The organism is Sphingobium ummariense RL-3 (genome assembly GCF_000447205.1).
GTDB classification, from domain to species: domain Bacteria; phylum Pseudomonadota; class Alphaproteobacteria; order Sphingomonadales; family Sphingomonadaceae; genus Sphingobium; species Sphingobium ummariense.
The window spans coordinates 89,626-108,870 of record NZ_AUWY01000074.1 but is presented as its reverse complement, the minus strand read 5'-3'; the positions used below and the strand labels follow the sequence as shown (position 1 = coordinate 108,870).

Annotated in this window: 24 protein-coding genes; 14 read left to right on the top strand and 10 right to left on the bottom strand. The window is 65.1% G+C overall.

Translation table 11 applies throughout. The features are described 5' to 3' along the window. Window positions 1-25: 25 nt before the first annotated feature. The 9 genes from M529_RS35310 to M529_RS35280 form a co-directional block, all read right to left on the bottom strand. The gene (locus M529_RS35310) at window positions 26-2,200 is read right to left on the bottom strand and encodes a xanthine dehydrogenase family protein molybdopterin-binding subunit (protein ID WP_021317970.1); all 2,175 of its coding nucleotides are present in this window, start codon (window positions 2,198-2,200) and stop codon (window positions 26-28) included. Between the two features lie 25 nt (window positions 2,201-2,225). Further along, the gene (locus tag M529_RS35305; protein ID WP_021317969.1) at window positions 2,226-2,888 is read right to left on the bottom strand and encodes a hypothetical protein; all 663 of its coding nucleotides are present in this window, start codon (window positions 2,886-2,888) and stop codon (window positions 2,226-2,228) included. Beyond that, window positions 2,885-3,361 carry a (2Fe-2S)-binding protein gene (locus M529_RS35300; protein ID WP_021317968.1) on the bottom strand — a complete coding sequence of 159 codons (477 nt, stop codon included), beginning with the start codon at window positions 3,359-3,361 and terminating at the stop codon, window positions 2,885-2,887. Before M529_RS35300 ends, M529_RS35305 begins: the two co-directional genes overlap by 4 nt. A gap of 221 nt (window positions 3,362-3,582) precedes the next feature. Beyond that, entirely contained in the window at window positions 3,583-4,119 is a 537-nt protein-coding gene (locus M529_RS35295; protein WP_021317967.1) for a GNAT family N-acetyltransferase, read from the bottom strand. Between the two features lie 4 nt (window positions 4,120-4,123). Further along, the gene (locus M529_RS0124610; protein ID WP_201766343.1) at window positions 4,124-4,714 is read right to left on the bottom strand and encodes a lipocalin-like domain-containing protein; all 591 of its coding nucleotides are present in this window, start codon (window positions 4,712-4,714) and stop codon (window positions 4,124-4,126) included. Window positions 4,715-4,741: 27 nt separating this feature from the next. Continuing rightward, window positions 4,742-5,542 carry an SDR family NAD(P)-dependent oxidoreductase gene (locus M529_RS35290; protein WP_021317965.1) on the bottom strand — a complete coding sequence of 267 codons (801 nt, stop codon included), beginning with the start codon at window positions 5,540-5,542 and terminating at the stop codon, window positions 4,742-4,744. Next, window positions 5,539-6,225 (bottom strand): class I SAM-dependent methyltransferase, encoded by a 687-nt coding sequence (locus tag M529_RS0124605; RefSeq protein WP_021317964.1) that lies wholly within the window; start codon window positions 6,223-6,225, stop codon window positions 5,539-5,541. Before M529_RS0124605 ends, M529_RS35290 begins: the two co-directional genes overlap by 4 nt. Beyond that, a complete protein-coding gene (locus tag M529_RS35285; RefSeq protein WP_021317963.1) occupies window positions 6,222-6,584 on the bottom strand; it encodes a hypothetical protein in 363 nt (120 codons plus the stop codon). Before M529_RS35285 ends, M529_RS0124605 begins: the two co-directional genes overlap by 4 nt. 11 nt (window positions 6,585-6,595) lie before the next feature. Further along, window positions 6,596-7,387, bottom strand: coding sequence for a MipA/OmpV family protein (locus tag M529_RS35280; protein ID WP_021317962.1), 792 nt, complete (start codon window positions 7,385-7,387; stop codon window positions 6,596-6,598). Window positions 7,388-7,903: 516 nt separating this feature from the next. On the opposite strand from M529_RS35280, the gene M529_RS35275 reads away from it, so the two are divergent. The 3 genes from M529_RS35275 to M529_RS35265 all read left to right on the top strand — a co-directional run bounded on the left by M529_RS35275 (window position 7,904) and on the right by M529_RS35265 (window position 11,220). Next, complete coding sequence (locus M529_RS35275; protein WP_021317961.1) at window positions 7,904-8,797, top strand: AraC family transcriptional regulator; 894 nt, start codon at window positions 7,904-7,906, stop codon at window positions 8,795-8,797. Between the two features lie 132 nt (window positions 8,798-8,929). Further along, window positions 8,930-9,886 (top strand): SDR family oxidoreductase, encoded by a 957-nt coding sequence (locus tag M529_RS35270; RefSeq protein WP_031294956.1) that lies wholly within the window; start codon window positions 8,930-8,932, stop codon window positions 9,884-9,886. A gap of 32 nt (window positions 9,887-9,918) precedes the next feature. Then, window positions 9,919-11,220 carry an MFS transporter gene (locus tag M529_RS35265; RefSeq protein WP_021317959.1) on the top strand — a complete coding sequence of 434 codons (1,302 nt, stop codon included), beginning with the start codon at window positions 9,919-9,921 and terminating at the stop codon, window positions 11,218-11,220. 10 nt (window positions 11,221-11,230) lie between these two features. Here M529_RS35265 and M529_RS47735 read toward each other — a convergent pair whose 3' ends face one another. After that, window positions 11,231-11,518 (bottom strand): DoxX family protein, encoded by a 288-nt coding sequence (locus M529_RS47735; RefSeq protein ID WP_021317958.1) that lies wholly within the window; start codon window positions 11,516-11,518, stop codon window positions 11,231-11,233. Between the two features lie 531 nt (window positions 11,519-12,049). Between M529_RS47735 and M529_RS35255 the strand changes: the two genes are divergently transcribed. The 11 genes from M529_RS35255 to M529_RS35205 all read left to right on the top strand — a co-directional run bounded on the left by M529_RS35255 (window position 12,050) and on the right by M529_RS35205 (window position 19,245). After that, on the top strand, window positions 12,050-13,294 hold the full coding sequence (locus tag M529_RS35255) for a tyrosine-type recombinase/integrase (RefSeq protein ID WP_031294954.1): 1,245 nt from the start codon (window positions 12,050-12,052) through the stop codon (window positions 13,292-13,294). Next, window positions 13,294-13,872, top strand: coding sequence for a hypothetical protein (locus M529_RS35250; RefSeq protein ID WP_021317956.1), 579 nt, complete (start codon window positions 13,294-13,296; stop codon window positions 13,870-13,872). The genes M529_RS35255 and M529_RS35250 overlap by 1 nt, the downstream gene beginning before the upstream one ends. A 102-nt stretch (window positions 13,873-13,974) precedes the next feature. Then, entirely contained in the window at window positions 13,975-14,193 is a 219-nt protein-coding gene (locus tag M529_RS35245; RefSeq protein WP_021317955.1) for a helix-turn-helix domain-containing protein, read from the top strand. A 57-nt stretch (window positions 14,194-14,250) separates the two neighbouring features. Continuing rightward, on the top strand, window positions 14,251-14,382 hold the full coding sequence (locus M529_RS50575) for a hypothetical protein (protein WP_269078867.1): 132 nt from the start codon (window positions 14,251-14,253) through the stop codon (window positions 14,380-14,382). Beyond that, entirely contained in the window at window positions 14,375-14,668 is a 294-nt protein-coding gene (locus M529_RS49715) for a hypothetical protein (protein ID WP_021317953.1), read from the top strand. The genes M529_RS50575 and M529_RS49715 overlap by 8 nt, the downstream gene beginning before the upstream one ends. A gap of 110 nt (window positions 14,669-14,778) precedes the next feature. Next, window positions 14,779-15,819: an AAA family ATPase gene (locus M529_RS35230; protein ID WP_161626343.1), complete on the top strand. Its 1,041-nt coding sequence runs from the start codon at window positions 14,779-14,781 to the stop codon at window positions 15,817-15,819. Window positions 15,820-16,017: 198 nt separating this feature from the next. After that, the gene (locus M529_RS35225; protein WP_201766341.1) at window positions 16,018-16,431 is read left to right on the top strand and encodes a hypothetical protein; all 414 of its coding nucleotides are present in this window, start codon (window positions 16,018-16,020) and stop codon (window positions 16,429-16,431) included. After that, window positions 16,428-17,906 (top strand): hypothetical protein, encoded by a 1,479-nt coding sequence (locus M529_RS35220; protein WP_021317950.1) that lies wholly within the window; start codon window positions 16,428-16,430, stop codon window positions 17,904-17,906. The genes M529_RS35225 and M529_RS35220 overlap by 4 nt, the downstream gene beginning before the upstream one ends. Then, window positions 17,903-18,241: a hypothetical protein gene (locus tag M529_RS35215; protein ID WP_021317949.1), complete on the top strand. Its 339-nt coding sequence runs from the start codon at window positions 17,903-17,905 to the stop codon at window positions 18,239-18,241. The genes M529_RS35220 and M529_RS35215 overlap by 4 nt, the downstream gene beginning before the upstream one ends. 3 nt (window positions 18,242-18,244) lie before the next feature. Beyond that, the gene (locus M529_RS35210) at window positions 18,245-18,967 is read left to right on the top strand and encodes a hypothetical protein (protein ID WP_021317948.1); all 723 of its coding nucleotides are present in this window, start codon (window positions 18,245-18,247) and stop codon (window positions 18,965-18,967) included. A gap of 11 nt (window positions 18,968-18,978) precedes the next feature. Further along, the gene (locus tag M529_RS35205) at window positions 18,979-19,245 is read left to right on the top strand and encodes a hypothetical protein (protein ID WP_021317947.1); all 267 of its coding nucleotides are present in this window, start codon (window positions 18,979-18,981) and stop codon (window positions 19,243-19,245) included.

Here is a 19,245-nt window from a genome sequence, read left to right as displayed (position 1 = left end):
GGATAACTCGGCTGTCCTGCCGCGGTCACACCATCCCGCCGCCCATGAACGGCAGCCGGTCGGTGGCCTTGCCCGTCAGCGCCAGCAGCGCGTTGGCGACGGCGGGCGCAATCGGCGCGACGCCGGGCTCTCCCATGCCGGTCGGACGGCCGGTCGACGGCATGATATAGGTCTCCACCGCCGGCATCTCGCTCATCCGCAGCACCGGGTAGGTGTCGAAATTGCCTTGCTCGACCACGCCGTCCTTCAACGTGATCGCGCCGTACAGCGCGGCGGAGAGGCCAAAGCCGATCCCGCCTTCCATCTGGGCGGCGATCTGGTCGGGGGACACGGCGATGCCGCAATCCACGACCGCCACCACCCGCCGCACGATCGGCTTGCCCTGCTCCAGGCGAACCTCCGCGACCTGGCCGATCACCGTTCCGAACGGCTCGTGCACGGCCAGGCCGCGCGCCCAGCCGGGTTCGATGGCAGTGCCCCAGCCGGCCCGGCGGCACAGTTCATCCAGCACCGCCACCCGCCTCGACGCGCCCGCCCTCTGATAGAGGATGCGGCGATATTCTGCCGGATCGCGGCCGGCGCGGCGGGCGAGCTGGTCGATCATATGCTCCATCACCATCGCCGTGTAGGAATGGCCGACCGATCGCCAGAAGGACACCGGCACCGGGAAACGCGGGCTGAACAGCTTGCCGTCCACGCTTGTCGCTGTCGAGAAATAGGGCGATTCCGCAATCCCCTCCACCGCCTGCGGATTCCCACCGAAGGGCAGGAGCGGCTGGCACACCGACCGGAAACGCCATCGCTCTGGAAATCCGTCCGCGCCGATCTGCACCCAGGCGCGATGATGGGACATCGGCCGATAATAGCCGCCCCCCATCTCGTCCTCGCGCGTCCAGATCAGCTTGACCGGCCGTCCCCTCGCATGCTTGGCGACCCGGACGGCCTCCACCACATAGTCGGACGCCATCAGCCCCCGCCGCCCGAACGATCCGCCGGCGGGTATCACCTCCACGTCGACCTTGCCGGGTATCGTCAGGGCGACGCGGGCCGCCTGGACCTGATCGACGATGGGCAGGTGCGCGCCGGAGGTGATGGACACATCCCAGCCGTCCACCTTGGCGACGCAATCCAGCGTCTCCATCGGCGCATGGGCAAGATAGGGGAAATGAAAGGCGAATTCGGCCACCTGCCCGGTAAAGGGCGCCCCGGCATCCTCGCCCTTCATCGCGAATTCGGCCGGTTCCAGATCGGTGCGGCCGTTCGCGACATCCTCATAATGGCGCGTGATGTCCGGCGTCGACCGCCTTTCCGCCTCGCTATCGTCCCATTCGATGCGAAGCGCGTCGCGTCCCCTTCTTGCGGTAAAGCTGTTCTCGGCCAGCACGGCGACGCCGGTCTCGATCGCGAAGACGTCCACCACGCCCTTGATCCTGCGCGCGTCGGACGGATCGAAGCGGGCGACCCTGCCGCCGAAGCGGGGGCTGTGCGCGACCATCGCGACCAGCATGCCGGGGCGCCGCACATCCTGGGTGTAGATCTGGGCGCCCGTGATCCGGGGCAAGACGTCCTTGCGCCGGACTCGGTCGGTGCCGATCAGGCGATAGTCCCCTGCCTGCTTGAGGGTGGGGGACTGCGGCGGTTCCTGCAGCGATGCTTCGGCCAGCAGCTCGGCGAAACTCGCCGATCGGCCCGATGGCGGATGCGACACGATCCCGTCGCGAACCGCGATGCTGCCGCGCGCCACATTCCATCGCGCAGCGGCCGCGCTCACGAACATGAAGCGGGCAGCCGCGCCCGCCTTGCGCATCTGGTCCCAGTTGCCGGAGATGGACCGGGAACCCGCCGTCCCCTGAACGCCATAGGCGCGGAAGTTGCTGCGGGAATCGACCACGCGCACCCTATCCCAGTCGGCGTCCAGTTCCTCCGCGACGATCGCGGCCATCCCCGCGTGGATACCCTGGCCCAGCTCCTGCTGCCTGTTGACGATCGTGACCCAGCCATCGGGTGCGATGCGGATGAACGACCCGAACGCGCTGGGTTCGGGATCGCGCCCGCCGCCGCTCAGGATCGCACCCGCGACCTGCATCGGATGGGTGACGGCATAGCCGACCACCAGCGCGCCGCCGACCAGCGACCCGCCCAGGATCATGCGGCGTCGCGTAAGGGCAAAGCGCCTGCCGGAAGAGGATTGCTCGGTCATTGGCTGCTTCCTTGTCGCGGCTGGCTCAGGCGGGGCATCGCGCACCCGTATCCAGCCATGCCTTGATGATGGCCCCGAATTCGGCCTGGGTTCCCGGTGCCGGTGCCCGCTTCCCGCCGGGATGCCAGGCCCAGCCGACCAGCTCGTCTTCCGCCATATGATGGAGCAGCTCGGCGCGATTCATGTGCGAACGGCCAGTGTCCAGCAACTGGCGGCATATGTCGCCGAGCGAGCGGCCCTGCCACGCCATTTCCACTGGCGCGAGCCGCCATTGCGGGTTGCCCGGCACGCCGGAGGCTTCGACATTCCTGTCATGATGACAGGTCGAGCAGCGCAGGGTCGGCTCGCCCGCATCGTCCGGCCCGCGCAGCACGACTGGCATGTGCGGACGCATGGCATCGGTCTGCGTCGGCCGGTCCCCGCGGGGATGGCAGTTCTGGCATCGGGGATGCTGGATCACCCGGCCCGCCTCCCGGAACAGCGCGACGGATCGCGCTGCGGGATCGGCAATGGCGGAGAACGACTGCACCGGCCGCAGATGCGTCGGCGCTGCCGCCTTCGGGCTTGCGGCGATCGTTTCGGGCTGCGGCATGGTGCGCGGCCATAGCATATAGGCCAGCGAGAGCAGGATCGCGGCCCCGGCCAGACCGACCAGCGGCAGGCAGCCTATGCGCCATATCCGCCTCATGCGGCCTCCGGCGTCCCGGCCGCCGCTGCCGCAGCGTCATGGATCGCGGCCCGGATGCGGGTGTAGGTCGCGCAGCGGCATATGTTGCCGCTCATCGCCATGTCGATATCGCCATCGGTGGGCGCGGGTCTGGTCCGCAGCAGCGCGACCGCGCTCATGATCTGGCCGGACTGGCAGAAGCCGCATTGCGGCACGTCGCGGGCGACCCAGGCCTTGCGGATCGCCTCCGCCTCGGGGCCGGCGACTCCTTCGATCGTGGTGATGTCCGATCCCGCGACCATTGACACCGGGGTCGAGCAGGACCGCATCGGCTGTCCGTCTACATGGACGGTGCAGGCCCCGCATTGCGCGATGCCGCAGCCATATTTGGTGCCGGTCAGGCCCAGCCATTCCCGGATCACCCACAGGAGCAGGGTCTCGCCATCGGCCTCGACGCGGTGGGGCCGTCCGTTGACATGGAGTATGAAAGCCATCGCTGCAGTCCTGCACAGAAAGTTCGTGGGCGGATCGTAAGGCAAGGGCGGCCGGCATCGGAACGCCCGATACTTCAGAAAATCTGCCCGATCCTCCGGCTGTGGGCGGTTCCCCCGGCCCGCCTTCCGGCGCGGCCATATTGGTGCGGGGAACAGCCGATCATCCGCTTGAAGGCGGTGCTGAACGCGCTTTCGGTCTCATATCCCGGCGACGCGGCGCACTATGCTGGACGATCCGGAGCGGCCAGTTGCTTCTCCATGACGATGAGTTCGAGATCGGGTCGACGTGGGCGCCCGACCGACGGATTGTCATAGGGGAAGGGCACGACAGCCCCGGTCGGCTCATAGCCACGCCTCCGGTGCCAAGCGATCAGCGCTTCGCGCTGCCGGATGACTTCCATGCGCATGCACGGCGCGCCCGCCGCGATCGCCTGTCGCTCGACCTCGCCTTTGATCGCCTTGCCTCCGCCGCCGGTCTGGCTGTCGGGATCGACCGCCAGCATCGACGTATGCCAGGCGCCGTCGCCATCCACCGCGACATGGATACAGCCCATGATTGGTCCGCCTGCGCTCTCCCGCAGCAGCAGGATCCGTCCCTGGACCAGCAAGGCAAGCACCGCTTCGGCGCTGGTTCGCGCCCCTTCGATCAGGTCGCGCTCGTTCGTCCATCCGTCCGCGCCCTCCGCCGCGCGATAGGCGCGGTTGACGAGCGCTGCGATCTCGCCCGCGTCGCTGGACGATGCATCTTCGATGATCATGGGGTCATCTCTCTTTGCGTGACATGGTATCTGGTCGCCCGGTGGCAGCGGCCGCGGAGGATAACCGGACGAACTCGGCCCGGACGACGCCGCCGTCCGGTCGGGTGAAGACCTCATGCATGCGGCCGCCCTCGACCGTCAGCGTCAGTTCGCGCGTCGTCCTGACGCTGCCCACCCAATTGGGAAAGGTCGAACCCTCCACGCGGTTGCCGGCGAAGCGTCCCTGTTCATCCACGCTGTAGGTACCGAAGAAGCCGATGCTGCTCGCCATGGCGCGCCGGTTCTCCGCGTCGGTGCCGCCGCCTCGCGCATCGGACGCGAAGCGCGGCGTGTCCGGGTCCGTGAGCACCTCGACGAAATGCATGTCGGCCGTGAAGACCAGCATCCCGGCGGGATCGGGGCCATAGGGGCGGGTCACTTCGCCTCCATTCTCCACCGTCGCGCTTACCATGCGCCATGTTCCGGCCACCTCGTTCGGAGCGGCGCCCGAAGGGCGGGCGTCGACCATCGACGCCGGCATGAGAAACACGACCGCTGCCCCCAGCATGCGCTTGAGGATCAGCAGCCCTCGCGCCGGATCGATGGTCATTGCCATGCTTCTCCTCTCGCGGCTGTATTCAGTCTAGCCAGCCCGGTATCGATCCGCCAGCATCGGTGATTGCGCGCCGAAGGCGGCAAGGCTCGCGTCCTGCACGGCGTCCAACAACCCGGTCTGCTCCAGCCCCGGAGCGCAAATGACCTCGCCGCTCGCCAGTGCGCTGAGACTGGCTGTCACCACATCCTCGGCGGACATGCGCGGCAGCATGCTGAGGTCCATGCCCTGCCGGCTATGGAATTCCGTCGCGACGATCCCCGGGCACAGCGCCTGCACCTGTATCCTGGCTGGTGCCAGCTCGACATGCAGCGCCTGGGTCAGGGCCACCAGATGGGCCAGGGTGGCCACATAGGTCGCCCGTCCCGGCGCCGGGCCGAGCGGCACCCCCGCTCCAAAGGCGAGCATGCCCGCGACATTGACGATGGCGCCGCCGCCCCGGTCCACCATGCCGGGGACGGCCGCATGCGCGATCAGCGTCGCCGCCAACACCTTCACCCGAAGCACTTCCGCAATGTCGCGTGCGGCCACATCCGCGAAGGCACCATAATGCGCCAGGCCGGCATTGTTGACCAGCAGGCTGACTGGCTCGCGTGCACATGCCGCCGCTACGGCCTCGATCCCCTCGTCGGTCGCAAGGTCGGCGGTGATCGTCTCGATCTGTCCCTCCGGGAGCGCTGAGGCCACCTCCTCCAGCCGGTCGCGGCGGCGTCCGACCGCGATGATCCTGTAGCCGGACGCGCCCAATCGCAGGGCGAAGGCGCGGCCGATGCCGGCCGATGCCCCCGTTACCAGTGCCACGCCGCCCTTGCGCTCATTCACTTCTGTCATGATCCGTCCGATCCCATCGTCATGTCGATGACGGTCGGTCGGGGCCTGCGCAAAATGCGATAGACCGCCGCAGGAGGCAGGTTGCGCCAGGTCGCACCGATCCGCCGGACATCCAGACCGAGCCGATCGAGACTGTCGGCAGGGACCGAGCATCTGGGACCGTAGGTGAACAGGTAAAAGGCTGCGCCTGGTTTCATCACCGCAAGTGAGGCGCGAAGGATGGCCTCGATCTCATGCTGGCGCATGTTGCGCAACCCCAGGCCGCACACCACCGCACCGAAGGACGCGTCCCCCGCGAGGCGCGCGACATTGGCAGCGTCCAGGTTCAGCACAGCCGCGCGAGGATATCGCCGCGCCAGAAGCCGGGCGAGGGCGGGATCGCGCTCGACCAGGGTCAGTGCATGCTCGCCGATCCCGCGCCGCAGAAGCGCCGGCACGAAGGCACCCGTTCCGCTGCCCAGTTCCAGCACAGCGCCCATGGTCCCGTCGATCTCGCGGGTGATGAGCGCGGCCAGCGCGCGGCCGGACGGCGCGACGGAGGCGATATGGGCAGGATTGCGCAGCCAGCGTCCGAAGAAGGTCAGCCCGTCTCCGAAATCCTGCACTGCCTTGCGCAAAACGGCGGAAAAGCGGTTCCAGCCGCATCCCTGCCCGATGGAGGCCGCGCCCTGCTGCATCGTCATCGGCCGGTCACCGGGCGCCGCAGGACGGTCAGCTCTGGAAAGGCCTGCCGCAATTCGTCGGCCGTGAGGCCGACCTTCTGCGCCGCGGCCAGAAGATCGGCCCGGACATCGGTCGCTCCTCTGGCCAGCGAGGCGCTTATGGCTCTCACCACCTCCAGGCGGGGATTGGCGAGCGCGGCGCGCGTCGGCCCGCCGAACAGCCGGGCGAACAACGACGGCCGTACCTCAGGGTCGATGACGGTCGCGGGCTCGCCGGGCATCCGGCCCACCGCGACCGCCGCTGCGATCAGGGAGGCTGCTGAAGACCGCGGATCGGGCGCTTTCCTGGCCCGACCCGTTGCATTGCCGAAATCCGTCATGGCTTGCTCCTTTAGAACCGATAGGAGAGGGTGATGCCGCCCAGCGGCTGCCACCGGCTACCCTCCCGCGTCACCGGGCTGTCCGCTGCGTCTCCCACCAGATAAGTGGCGCCCAGGCGGCCGATCACCCCGAAATGCGGGCTGAAATAGTGGCCGGCGCTCAGGCCCGCGCCGACATCGCGAAAACCCGTTCCGGGCCTGTATGCCGCCAGGCCGCTGCGCGCGGAGTCTTCGGGCGTGATGCCGAAATAGGTGCGGCTGTAGTCGGCATTGGCCCATGTGGTCTGGACATCGACCGACAGGAAGGTGTCGGCGCTTCTTATGGCCGCATAGCCGGCGCTCCCGGTGACGAGCAGGCCGTTATAGGTGCCCGAAATGTCGTGAACCACCGTCAACTCGGTCTGGATCGAACCTTGGCCGAATCTGTCGCCACCGAAGCGGTAGCCGATGAATCCGCCCGCCTCGACCGCCATGTCGATCTCGGGAAGCAGGCCCACCCGCCCGTCGGCATCCTTGCGGTCCAGCCGGGCACCGATGATCGGACCGACCGAGAGGCGCGGATCGGACGCCAGGTCGACCCGGCCGCGAAGACCCCGAAATTCGAGAGTGATCCCGTGATAGCGGATGTCGCCCAGCAGGAATGGGATCGCCCGAACATCGTCGGATCCGTCATAGTCCGGGGCGACGCCCGCACCGATGGCGATCTGGCCGTGCGGCGTGCCGTCCACCGGCACCTCCTGCGCAATGGCGACCCCCGGCAGAAGCGCGGCGCAGGTCAGGATCAGACGAAATCTTGGTCGCATCGAAAGGGTCCTTTTATCGTGGCCACCGCGGGCCAGGGGTAGGGGTAGGGATCACCCGCGGTGGCCTGCGCCGCCTGAGGGAGAGCTGTGGCGGCGCAAGGTGAAACGGCATCGGCCGGCTATTCCCGTCCGATGAAAATCGGCATCCGCTACTGGGCGTTCCCCTATGGACGACCGTCAGTATGCGGATAGGATAAATCAACGGCCATTGTGCAAATGGCGCGAGACCTCATCTTCGGATTTGCATAGTTAAAAGCAAAACCGATCAATAATATTGCAGATTATTTCATTGCCGTTATAACCGGCTTGATATTATATAAATTGGCAACATTTCATCTATTGGATGGGATCTGTTGACCTCTTGATTCATTGTGTCATAATTTCTGGGACTGGCTTGATTGAGCTCCCTCAAGCTAGAAGGATCGGCCCATGACCAGAATGCCAAATACCGCAGAAATCTTGCCTTTTCCTACAGCCCGGATGGGCGGGCCGCGTGGACAGACGCCTGCTTCCCTCATGGGCGCCGTTCTGGACCTGATGGAATCGCGTGGCGGCGGGCAGGGCCGGTTCGACACCCGGATGCCCGGCGTCAACCTCGTGCGGTCTTTTCAGACGATCATGCCGGTGCCCAACATGTACCGACCCTCGCTGTGCATCGTCTTCAAGGGCGAGAAGGAAATCCTCTTCGGGGATACGAAACTCCACTACACCGAAATGGAATGCCTGGTCGTCAGTGTGGAGATCCCGGCGATCGGCCGCATGGTCGGCGCATCGCCGGAAACCCCTTATCTCGGCATGACGATAGAGTTTGATCCTGCCGCCCTGCGCGACGTGATCCAGCAGCTTGAATCGCCGCCGCTTCCCCATTCCAATTCAGGGCCGTGCGTTTTCGTGGGCAAGGTGGACGAACCGCTGGCCGATTGCCTCACGCGCCTCGTCCGCCTGATGCAGAACAGCGCCGCGATCCCGGTGCTGTTCCCGTCGATCATGCGCGAGCTCTATTACTGGCTCCTCACCGGCCCTTATGGCGGGGAGATCGCCAAGCTCGCGCTTCCCGACACCCATGCGGAACGCGTCGCCAGGGCGATCAACTATGTGCGGGATCATTTCAGCGAGCCGCTGCGGGTCGAGCAGCTGGCGGAGGTTGCGATGATGAGCCCGTCCTCCTTCCACCATCATTTCAAGGCCATGACGTCCATGACGCCGGTGCAATATCAGAAGCAGCTGCGCCTGCTGGAGGCGCGTCGGCTGATGCTGTCGGACGCGGCCAATGTCTCCGAAGCGGCCTATCAGGTGGGGTATGAAAGCGCGTCCCAGTTCAGCCGCGAATATACGCGGTCCTTCGGTGTCGCGCCCAAGCGCGATGTGCTGAACTTCAAGGCGCTGCTCGCCCAGGCGACACCGCGCTGAAGCATCCGCGCCGATGCCCCGTTGAGCGGGAATCTGGAGGATCGGGCAAGTAACTTGCCGGTTCAGGCATGGCGCTCCGCCCTCCGCGGCCTAGGCTGGTCGAAGATGAATTCTTCGACAAGGACGAACGCCATGAAGGCTTGGACAGTGGCTGATATTCCCCCGCAGAACGGGCGCGTCGCCGTGGTGACGGGCACCGGGGGGCTGGGCTTCGAGGATGCGCTCGCGCTCGCCCGTGCCGGTTGCGACACCATCCTGGCCGGCCGCAACCCGGACAAGGGACAGGAAGCGATCGACCACATCCTGCAACAGGTGCCTGGAGCCAGGATACGCTTCTCGCTGCTCGACCTTGCCGATCTCATGTCGGTCGCCGCTTTCAGCGAACGGCTGGCAAGGGAATGCGACAGGATCGACATCCTCATCAACAATGCGGCCGTCATGGTGCCGCCCGAACGCCGGGTGACCGCCGATGGGTTCGAGCTTCAGCTTGGCACCAACTATCTCGGCCATTTCGCGCTGACCGCGCATCTCCTGCCGGTTCTTCGCCGCAGCGATGCCGCGCGGATCGTGTCCGTATCCAGCATCGCCGCCATGCGGGGCGCGATCGACTTCGACGATTTCAACGCCGAGGAACGCTATGTTCCCATGGTGTCCTATGCCCAGTCCAAGCTGGCATGCCTGATATTTGCGTTCGAACTGCAGCGGCGGAGCGAGGCAGGCGGCTGGGGCGTGACCAGCATCGGCGCGCATCCGGGGCTCACCCGCACCAATCTCATTCATAACGGGGCGGGGCCGCGCAGCATCCCGGGGCGGGTCCGTTCCCTCATGCCATTTCTCTTCCAGCCGGCCGCCCGTGGCGCGTTGCCGACGCTTTTCGCTGCGACCGCACCCGCGGCCCAGCCGGGCGGCTATTACGGGCCCGATGGGTTCGGCGGCGTGCGCGGTGACCCGGCCGAGGCCAGGATCCCGCCGAAGGCGCTCGACCGCGGGGTCGCGGCGCGGTTGTGGAAGCTGTCCGAAGAACTGACGGGCGTGCGGTTCGGGCCGCGCCAGGAAGCATTGCGACTTCCCGTCAGCACCGCTCTTTGAAGCGCCGGCTACCAGGATCAGGACTAGTCAGCATGACGATGACAGCCACTGCGGACGCGGCGAACGAGACGCCTGACCTTCAGGACGGAACCTATTTCGAACGGAAGCGCGCTGCGCTGCTCCTCGCGTCGCTCTTCCTCGTGAGCATCTTCGCCCAGATCGACCGCATCCTGCCCTTCATCCTCGCCGAAGCGATCAAGGCCGAACTGCTGCTCACCGACACGCAGATCGGGCTGATCACCGGCATCGCCTTCGCCCTCTGCTACGTGCTGCTCTCCCTGCCGATGGCGCGCCAGTGCGACCGCGGGTCGCCGCGCAACGTCCTTCTGGCCTGCACGCTCGTCTGGAGCGCCATGACGGCGCTGGGCGGATTTGCCGTGGGGTTCACCTCACTGGCCGCGTCCCGCTTCGGCGTCGCGCTGGGTGAAGCCGGGGCCGTGCCCGCCGGCCACACGCTCATCGCGCGCAAAATCCGGCCCGACCGACGTGGTTTCTCCCTCGGCCTCTTTTCGATGGGCATACCCATCGGCACCATGGTCGGCTTCGGCGCGGGGGGCGCGATGGCCGATGCGTTCGGCTGGCGGGTCGCGCTGGTCGGCGCCGGCCTCTGCGGCGCGGCGATCGGCGTCCTCGCCTTCTGGGCGGCCGGGCCGACGCCTCCCCTGGCGCGGCCAAACGCCGGCACATCCTTCTGGCAATCCAGCAGGGCGCTGCTCGCCACCCCGGCGTTCCGCGCGCTCTTCATCGCCGCGATCAGCATCGGCTTCGCGGCAACGCCCTTCTACGCCTTCGCCGCAACCTTCCTCATCCGCACCCACGCACTGACAGTGACGGAGGCAGGCGTCGCCTTCGGCCTGTTGCAGGGGCTCCTGGGGGCGGCAGGGACGCTGCTGGGGGGGAGGGGGTTCGACGTCGCGCGTCGACGCGGCTCGACCGCGCTGCTGCGCCCACCGGCCATCGCCTTGTGCGTAGCCGCGCTTACCACGACGGCGGCGCTGTTCGTCCAGACTCCCTGGATGGCGATCGCCCTTTTCGTGCCGGCGATGTTCAGCTTCGCCTTCATGCTGCCCTATGCCTTCGGTGCGGCCCATTTGGTTGCGGGCGCTGGCCGAGAGGGGATGGCGTCGAGCCTCGCTATGATCGGAAGCGGACTGCTGGGGCCGGCGCTTGGACCGCTGATCGTCGGGCTGGCGAGCGACCTGGCAGGCGCCGTCGGCATCGGCAACAGCCTCGGCATCGGACTGCTTCTGGTCCCCATCGCCTGCGTGACCACTGCCTTGGCCAGCCTTGCCGCCAGCCGACGCATCGCGGTGTTCCGCCACTCGCTGCCTTAGGTGCCGGGGGTCAGGGCACCGCCGCGCGATCAGCCGGTCGATCGAGAGCGGACCCGCGCCCCGAACACCAGCGCCGCGAGGGTAGCCAGGTACAGAAGATCGCACTCATAGCCCGGCCGAATGCCTGCAGCTTGATGGAACTGAACCCGTTGGGCAGATGCACGGTGAAGATCGCGACCAGCGGCACGATCGCCATCGGGATGCTGGCCAGCGCGACGAACACGCCCAGCAGGAACGCAAGGCCGCCGAATATCTCGACCAGCACGGTGGCCCAAGCCAGCAGCGACGGAATGCGCATGCCGATTTCCTGCAGGAATACGCGAATCCATCGACGCCCCGGCCCAGCCTGGCAAAGCTATGCTCCAGGAAGCCATAGCCGACGATCAGGCGCAGCGGGCGGGCGCAGCGGGATCGCTGTCCAGCCCGGAGCCAGGCCGGCATCCATGATTCCCCATCGCTGCACCAACGTCGTCGTCCTCAAGCTCCCATTGCCTTGCGCGATGGGTTCGGGACAGGCACGCGATCGGTTACGCGCCCCATGCCGTCCGCACGGTTGGCAACGGCGGCGCGTCCGTGCGACGGCATGGCCGCCGTCACGGGATTTCATCGGTGATGGTGGTGAGCCCTGCTGGATTCGAACCAGCGACCTACTGATTAAAAGTTCTTTCCATGACCGATTTGGAAATGGTGAGAACGCGTCGATCTTGACCGTGTCCGCAAATAAACGGCTGTTTTGCGTGCATTATGCGTTGACAAATCAGGACATTGAGCGACATAAGCAGCATTGGAAAGTCCGTTGAATGGACGGACACAATGCGGACACGCAGACATGGCTCAGAAGCTTACCGACACTTGCGTTAAGGCCCTGCCGATGCCGGCAAAGGGCAACAGGATCACCTATGACAGCGACGTGAAGGGCTTTGGCGTTCGCGTCACGGCGGCTGGCGCGCGGTCATTCATTCTGAACTATCGAACCCGCAGCGGACGGGAGCGGCGATATACCATCGGATCATACCCCGACTGGAAGACCAGTGTCGCGCGCGATGAGGCGGCAAGCCTCAAGAAGCGCATTGATGTTGGCCAGGATCCCATGGCTGAGGTTGAAGCCGATCGTGACGCCAAGACGATTGCGGATCTGTGCAAGCGGTTCGAGGAAGAACACCTCGCTAAGAAGCGGCCCGCGACGGCCCGCGACTACAGGGCTCTTATTGCTCGGCACATTCTGCCCGCGCTCAAGCATAAGAAGGTCGCCGAAGTCGAATTTACCGATATCGACGCGCTGCACCGCAAGATCACGCGCAGTGGCGCGCCCTATCTCGCTAATCGCACCGTGGCCGTCCTGTCCAAGATGTTCGCGCTGGCCATGAAATGGCGCTGGCGCGCCGACAACCCTGCGAAGGGTCTAGAGCGCAATCATGAAGAGAAGCGGCACCGCTACCTTTCCCCCGCCGAGCTGGTCAGCCTGACAACGGCGCTCGCCGACTTGGACGATCAGCAGGCGGCAAACATCATTCGCCTGCTGTTGCTCACCGGCGCTCGCCGGGGAGAGGTGCTTGCGGCGCGCTGGGATCAATTCGACTTGGCGTCGGGCGTCTGGACCAAACCCGGCAGTACGACCAAGCAGAAGACGTTGCACCGGGTCCCATTATCGGCGCCAGCGCGTCAACTTCTTGCCGGCCTTCGCGAAAAGGTTGGGAAGGATGCCGAGTATGTATTTCCCAGCAGAGGGGGCAGCGGACACCGCGAGGAGATCAAGAAGGCATGGCGGGAAGTCTGTGTCGCGGCAGGAATCGTTACGGTGGAAACTGTGAAGGTGGGTGACGAGGAAAAAACGGTCGTGAAGCCCTCCGCGCGCGTCCACGACCTACGGCACACCTATGCGAGCGTCCTGGCCTCTGCCGGCCTTTCTCTGCCGATCATTGGCGCACTGCTGGGGCACAGCCAGCCGGCGACCACAGCGCGCTATAGCCACCTGATGGATGATCCTCTGCGGCAGGCGACGGAGCGCGTCGGCGCGATCGTCATGCCGGCGGGTGAGAGTGCGGAAGTCGTGCCGATGAAAGGGGGTGTGTGATGGTCGCTTTCGTGCCTGACGGGTATCTCGATTGCCGGAGCGCCATCCGATTGGTGATAGAAGCGCGCTTTGCAGATGAAGCGGCAGAGATCGAAAAGGTCCGAAGACATTACGCTGAGGCCGGCAGAATCCCCCCTAATCTGAACTATCGGGAACGAGAACTGGCCAGAAAGGCTGAACCGATTCTTCGGTCGATGCTCCACAAGGGAAGCATCGTTGCGATCGGGTTTGATGAAGAAGGCGAGATTGAGGTTCCTCGACATATTTGGGCGACCGAGAACGCTGATGGTGTACTGCTGGCCGGCGCGCCCCGCATGTTCTTTTCCGAGATACGGCTGAGATCGGCTTTGCTCCCAGCGTCGGCGACCATCCTGGCGCACCCCACTGCGACCAGAGGCCCCCGGCCGGCCAAGTTGGAAAGTGTGAAGGCGGCGATGCGTGCGCACGGCGATATGGCTGACTTGGCGAATATGAAGCAGACTGTCATGGAAGAGACGTTTAAGGCATCTCGGGACACCTGCCGAAGAGCGCGTGAACAAGTTCTGTCGGAGTTTCGCGAAACCAATCCCGACAAATAGTAACGGAAATCCCGACAAATTTGCGCCTTCGACAATTGGCGCCGGGGACAATATCCAGAATATTTCATCTGCTGTCACCCGAACCGAAAGGAATGGCAGCAGATGAGCGCCTTGCTTCAAGATTATCTCACCCGTGACCAGCTCGCCTCTGAGTTGCACGTCACCCCTCGCACAGTCGCTCGCTGGCAGGACCAGCCCAACGGCATTCCGTATGTCGAGATGGGCGGGCGCATCCTCTATCGTCGTCAGTCGATTCTCGCGTGGATCGAAAGCCGCGAGCGCCACCCGAACCAACGCCGGTCGCGCAGGGCAGGGGCTTGACCGATGGCCTGCAAACGGAACGCCCCCGCCCGCAAGGGCGAAGGCGCCGTGTGTCTCTTGGCGGATGACATCGGCGCATATAGCACGGCGGCGGCCCGCATCCAATATCTGGCGGCGCGTCATGGCCTGTCGGTCCACCGCGCGGCACTCCTTGCACCCATGGCGTTCGGAGTGGCCGGCCATGGATGATCAGCGCGTGCTGGATCCGGTTCGCATCTTTTTGCCGACCATATCCGATGCCGAACACAAGCAGCGCGACCGCATCCGCATCGCACGCAACATAGCGACAGCGAAGATACCGCAGCTGAAAGACGCGCCGGGCGCCCGGCAATTGTGCTGGCTGGTAATCGATACCGCAACAGAATGGATGCTCTCGCCCGCGACGCTGGAGGCACTGGAGATGGTGGCGGAGCAGTGTCGCCGTTTGCTGATCGTCGCCGACACGGCCGAGATGCTGGAGACCCTGCCGCAATGAGAAGCTGGGAACAGATAGAGGCTCATCCGGCGGCGCATAGCCCCTTGATGGCAGGCCAGCCCCCTCAGAAGGGGCTGGCTGCTCGCGAAGGCATATCAGCAAGCGCGCTGATGGGCATGCAGTTCGATCCGATCCGCTACGTCGTGCCCGGATACGTTGCCGAGGGCCTGACCTTGTTCGCTGGCGCTCCCAAGATCGGAAAGTCCTGGACGGCAATGGACCTGGCCATTGCAGTGTCGAGCGGCGGCGTGGCTTTCGGCTCGATCAAGTGCCAGCAGGGCGATGTCCTGTATCTGGCGCTGGAAGACAATCGGCGCAGATTGCAAAGCCGCCTCAAGGTCATGGGCCGTCACTTGGCCCCGCAGCGGCTGACCTTCATGACCGAATGGCCCACGCTGGACGAGGGCTGCTTAAATGAACTGGAGGCGTGGGCGCAGGATGTCGAGAGCCCACGGCTGCTGATCATCGACGTGCTGGCCAAGGTGCGCCCCGCCGCGAAGGGCACCGAACAGCTATACGATGCTGACTATAGGACCATGACCGGCCTGCATGCCTTCGCAACACGCCACCGCCTCGCGGTCGTTGTCGTGCACCATACCCGCAAGATGGAAGCAGAAGACCCGTTCGATGCGGTCAGCGGTACACGCGGCCTGACCGGCGCGGCGGATACCGTCATGGTGCTCAAACGGGACATTGGGACAGCGAAGACCGTGCTCTATGTCCGGGGGAGGGACATAGAAGAGGTTGAGACAGCGCTAGAGTTCAAACGGGACATTGGGACATGGATCATCCTTGGCGCGGCCCATGAAGTGGGCAAGACGACAGAGCGCCAGGCGATCCTCCAAACCCTTAGGATGAGCGATGAACCCCTGTCTGCGCGGGAGATTTCCGACCTTTTGAGCAAGAGCTACGAGGCTGTGCGCAAGTGCCTCACCCGTATGGCCCATGACGGCGAAGTCGAGAAAACAGGTAGGGGCCAGTTCAGGTGTCCCAACGGTCCCATCGTCCCAAATGACGGAGCATCACCTGCTGATTGGGACATTGGGACACATGGGACAGGGGGTATTCTAAAGGAGGTTTGTCCTAGCGACGATCCCAACGCGCCCGATGATGATGGTCGCGGGAACACCGTGGGCTGGCTGAATGAATAGGGCGGATTTGCATCGCGCTCGCAAAGTCCCTGACGGAGGATTTTTCCCGGTCGTCATGGCCAGCGCAAACCACCCTGACAATGCATGTCATCTGATAGTCTATCAGTGGACAAGTTGTGACATATGTATTGAAATACCTTGATAATGCATCGGCATATGGCAATCGTGTCCGCACAGTATCCGCCCGTTGGAGCCAAAATGTCCGCCATTAGCCCCGATCAACCGGACAACAAGGTGATGGCAAGGAGCCGCGTCACCAACGGTTCGGCAGTCCTGCCGGGCGTCGATGGGCGCTCAACATGGGTTCGTCGCCTGCGCGATCTTGTCAGCCTCCATGTGTCCGACCTTGGAGGCGAGGATGCGATCAGCGAGGCAGAGCGTTCGATCATTCGCCGCGCCGCAACCCTGACCGTTGAGCTTGAGCGCATGGAAGCTGCGTTCGCGACTGCTGGTGCTGCCCAGCCTTCCGACCTGGACCTATACCAGCGCACGGCCGGCAACCTGCGCCGCCTGCTGGAGAGTGTTGGCCTTGAGCGGCGCCAGCGCAACGTCACCCCGACCCTGAGCGAGTATGCGGCCCGCAAGGCGGCTGAGAAGGCGAGGGCGGCATGATTACGTTCTCGGAAGCCTGCCGTGACCCCCACCTGTTCGGTTCGTGGTTCGATGGCGATAGCTGGGCTGTATGGCGCGTGATCGACAAGGCGCTGTTCGGCGAACCCCTGGACGATGCCGAGCTTGCCATCTTCACGGAGATCACCGGGCGCGCCGAAGCACCGACCGAGCCGTCAACCGAGGCGTGGTTCGTCTGCGGCCGTCGCGCGGGAAAGGACGTGAAGGCGGCGGCGCTGGTGGCATGGCTCGCCACATTCGGCGCTGAGCAGATGGGCTTCCTGGCCCGGCTGGTGAAGGGTGAGACGGGCGTGGTGCAGTTGATCGCGGTGGACCGCCGGCAGGCCAAGGTCTGCCTGTCCTACCTGCGCGCCTATTTCGAGCAGCCCTTGCTTAAGCAGATGGTCGCCAAGTCCACCGCTGAGGGGCTGGAGCTTACCAACGGGCTGGCGACCGAGATTACCACCAACGACCTGCGCACCAGCCGAGGCCGAACCGTGGTCGCGGCGGTGCTGGATGAATGCGCGTTCTACGCCTCTGAAAATAGCGCCAATCCAGACACGGATCTGTACGCGGCGATCAAGCCCGCCATGGCCACCATCCCCGGCGCCATGCTGATCGGCATTTCCTCGCCTTATGCGCGCAAGGGCCTGCTCTGGAACAAGCACAAGAAGCACTATGGCAAGCCCGGCAACGTGCTGGTGGTGCAGGCACCGACCTGGCGCATGAATCCGACCGTGCCGCGTGATGGCGACTTCCTGACCGAGGCATTCAAGGACGATCCGGCATCGGCGGCGGCTGAATATGGCGCTGAGTTCCGCAAGGACGTGGAGGCGTTCGTCTCGATCGAGGTGGTGGAGGCTTGTGTCGAGCTGGGCACCTATGAGCGCGGGCCGGTTTCCAGCATCAGTTATGCCGCGTTCGTCGATCCTTCCGGCGGCTCGCAGGATAGCATGACGCTGGCGATCAGCCATCAGGAAGGTGGAGAGGACGACGGCCTGACCGTCATCGACGCCGTGCGCGAGGTGAAGCCGCCGTTCAGCCCCGAGGGCGTGGTGGCGGAGTTCTGCGACCTGCTGAAGCTCTACGGCATCACCAGCGTGACGGGGGATCGCTATGCCGGCGAATGGCCCCGTGAGCAATTCCGCAAGCACGGCATCACCTACGACATTTCCGAACGGTCCCGATCGGACCTGTATCGCGAGATGCTGCCGATGTTGAACAGCGGACGCGCGGTCCTGCTGGATGACGAGAAAACCGTGAATCAGATCGTGGGCCTGGAGCGCCGTGTCGCGCGCGGGGGGCGGGACAGCATCGATCACGCACCCGGCCAGCATGACGACCGGGCCAACGCCGTCGCCGGGGCGCTGCTGACCGCCGCCAAGCCGCGATGGAAACCATGGCTTTTCCTGTTCCCCAACGAGGGGGGCAAGGACTGGAAGAACCCGAAGACCACTGAGCGGAGTTACATCCCATGACGAACATTCTTCAACAGTTTCTAGCCGATAGGGCCAAGCGCCAGCCTGTCACCAACGACAGCAAGCCTGTCACCCGCGAAGAGTTCAACACGCTGGTGCTGGCCGTCCATGGCCTGATCGAGGACTTCGCGGTGGCGACTGCCCCCGAGAAGATGCAGGAAGCCTTCACCAACGCGCTCAAGCCCCTGGTCGATGGTGTGAAGACGGCGACAAACGCCCGCCGTCCCGATCGTGGGTTTCTCGCGCCATCCGATGATGACGACACTGCCCCGACCGTGGCGAACGAGCGCCGGCCCGCCGGCAACACCCTCTATCTCGCGCCCAAAGGAGATTGAGCCATGGATATGCCAACTCCGAGCGGCGACACCGTGTTCGGCAAGCCGTTCCCTGTGCCTGGACGTTCCGCGCCGCCTCCGCCCGCGATCGACATGACGCATGTGCTCGATCCTGCCGAGTTCTGGCCCGATCCGACGGACTGTCCCGACTGGCCGCTGGAATACAGCGATGGCGTATCCACGCGCCGGTATGAGGGGCCGCGCGGCAAGGCCGGCGCTGAAATGCGGATGCAGATGCTTGGCAGCGCCCTCAACCGTGGCGCCACCAGCCTGCGCAAGCCGACGCAGGAGGAGCGGGCGGCGGAATTTGCGCGCGTCTTCAAGCGCTCCGGTTCGCCCTTCTATCGCTACGGCATCAACGACCTGTCGGCCCGCGATCGGCTGACTGAGGATCGGGCGAGCCTGATGGTCGATGCCCTTCACGTTCGCGGCTATCTTCGCAAGCTGGAGGCCACCGTCGCTCGCGAAGCGGAGGCGAAGGAGCAACGCCGCCTGGCCGACGCGCGCCGCGCGCTGGACGAGTATCGGAAGATGGTCCCGGTCGAGATCGAGGAGATCAACTCCCTCGCTGAGGCCGTTGCCCGCCACCAACAGCGCCTTGATGACGAGCGGGCCTTCGGCCGATCGCGGATGCTGCGCGAGCATGTCGAGGCGCTGCACAGCCATGCCGTGACCGCCGCCCACGCTCTGGGGCTGAGCGTTCCGGACGCACCGAAATTCGATTGAGGGGAAGGCAGATGGAGCAATTCAATCTCTCTTCGGCCGAATGGACGCTGATCGTGCCGCCTGACGGCGCCAGGGACGTGGATATCCGTCCGCTGGTGGGGTCATGTCTTACCAGCCTTCATATCCCCCACGAGCGCGGCGCAGCGACGCTGACGATGCCGCCTGTCCCCGTGCAGGATTGGGTTTGGACCGGACGCGAGGTCATGGCCGGCATTGCCGTATATGCGAAGGGCATCGGCGGTCCTGCCGTCGTCACCGTCGCCGCCTTGGCTCGGTAA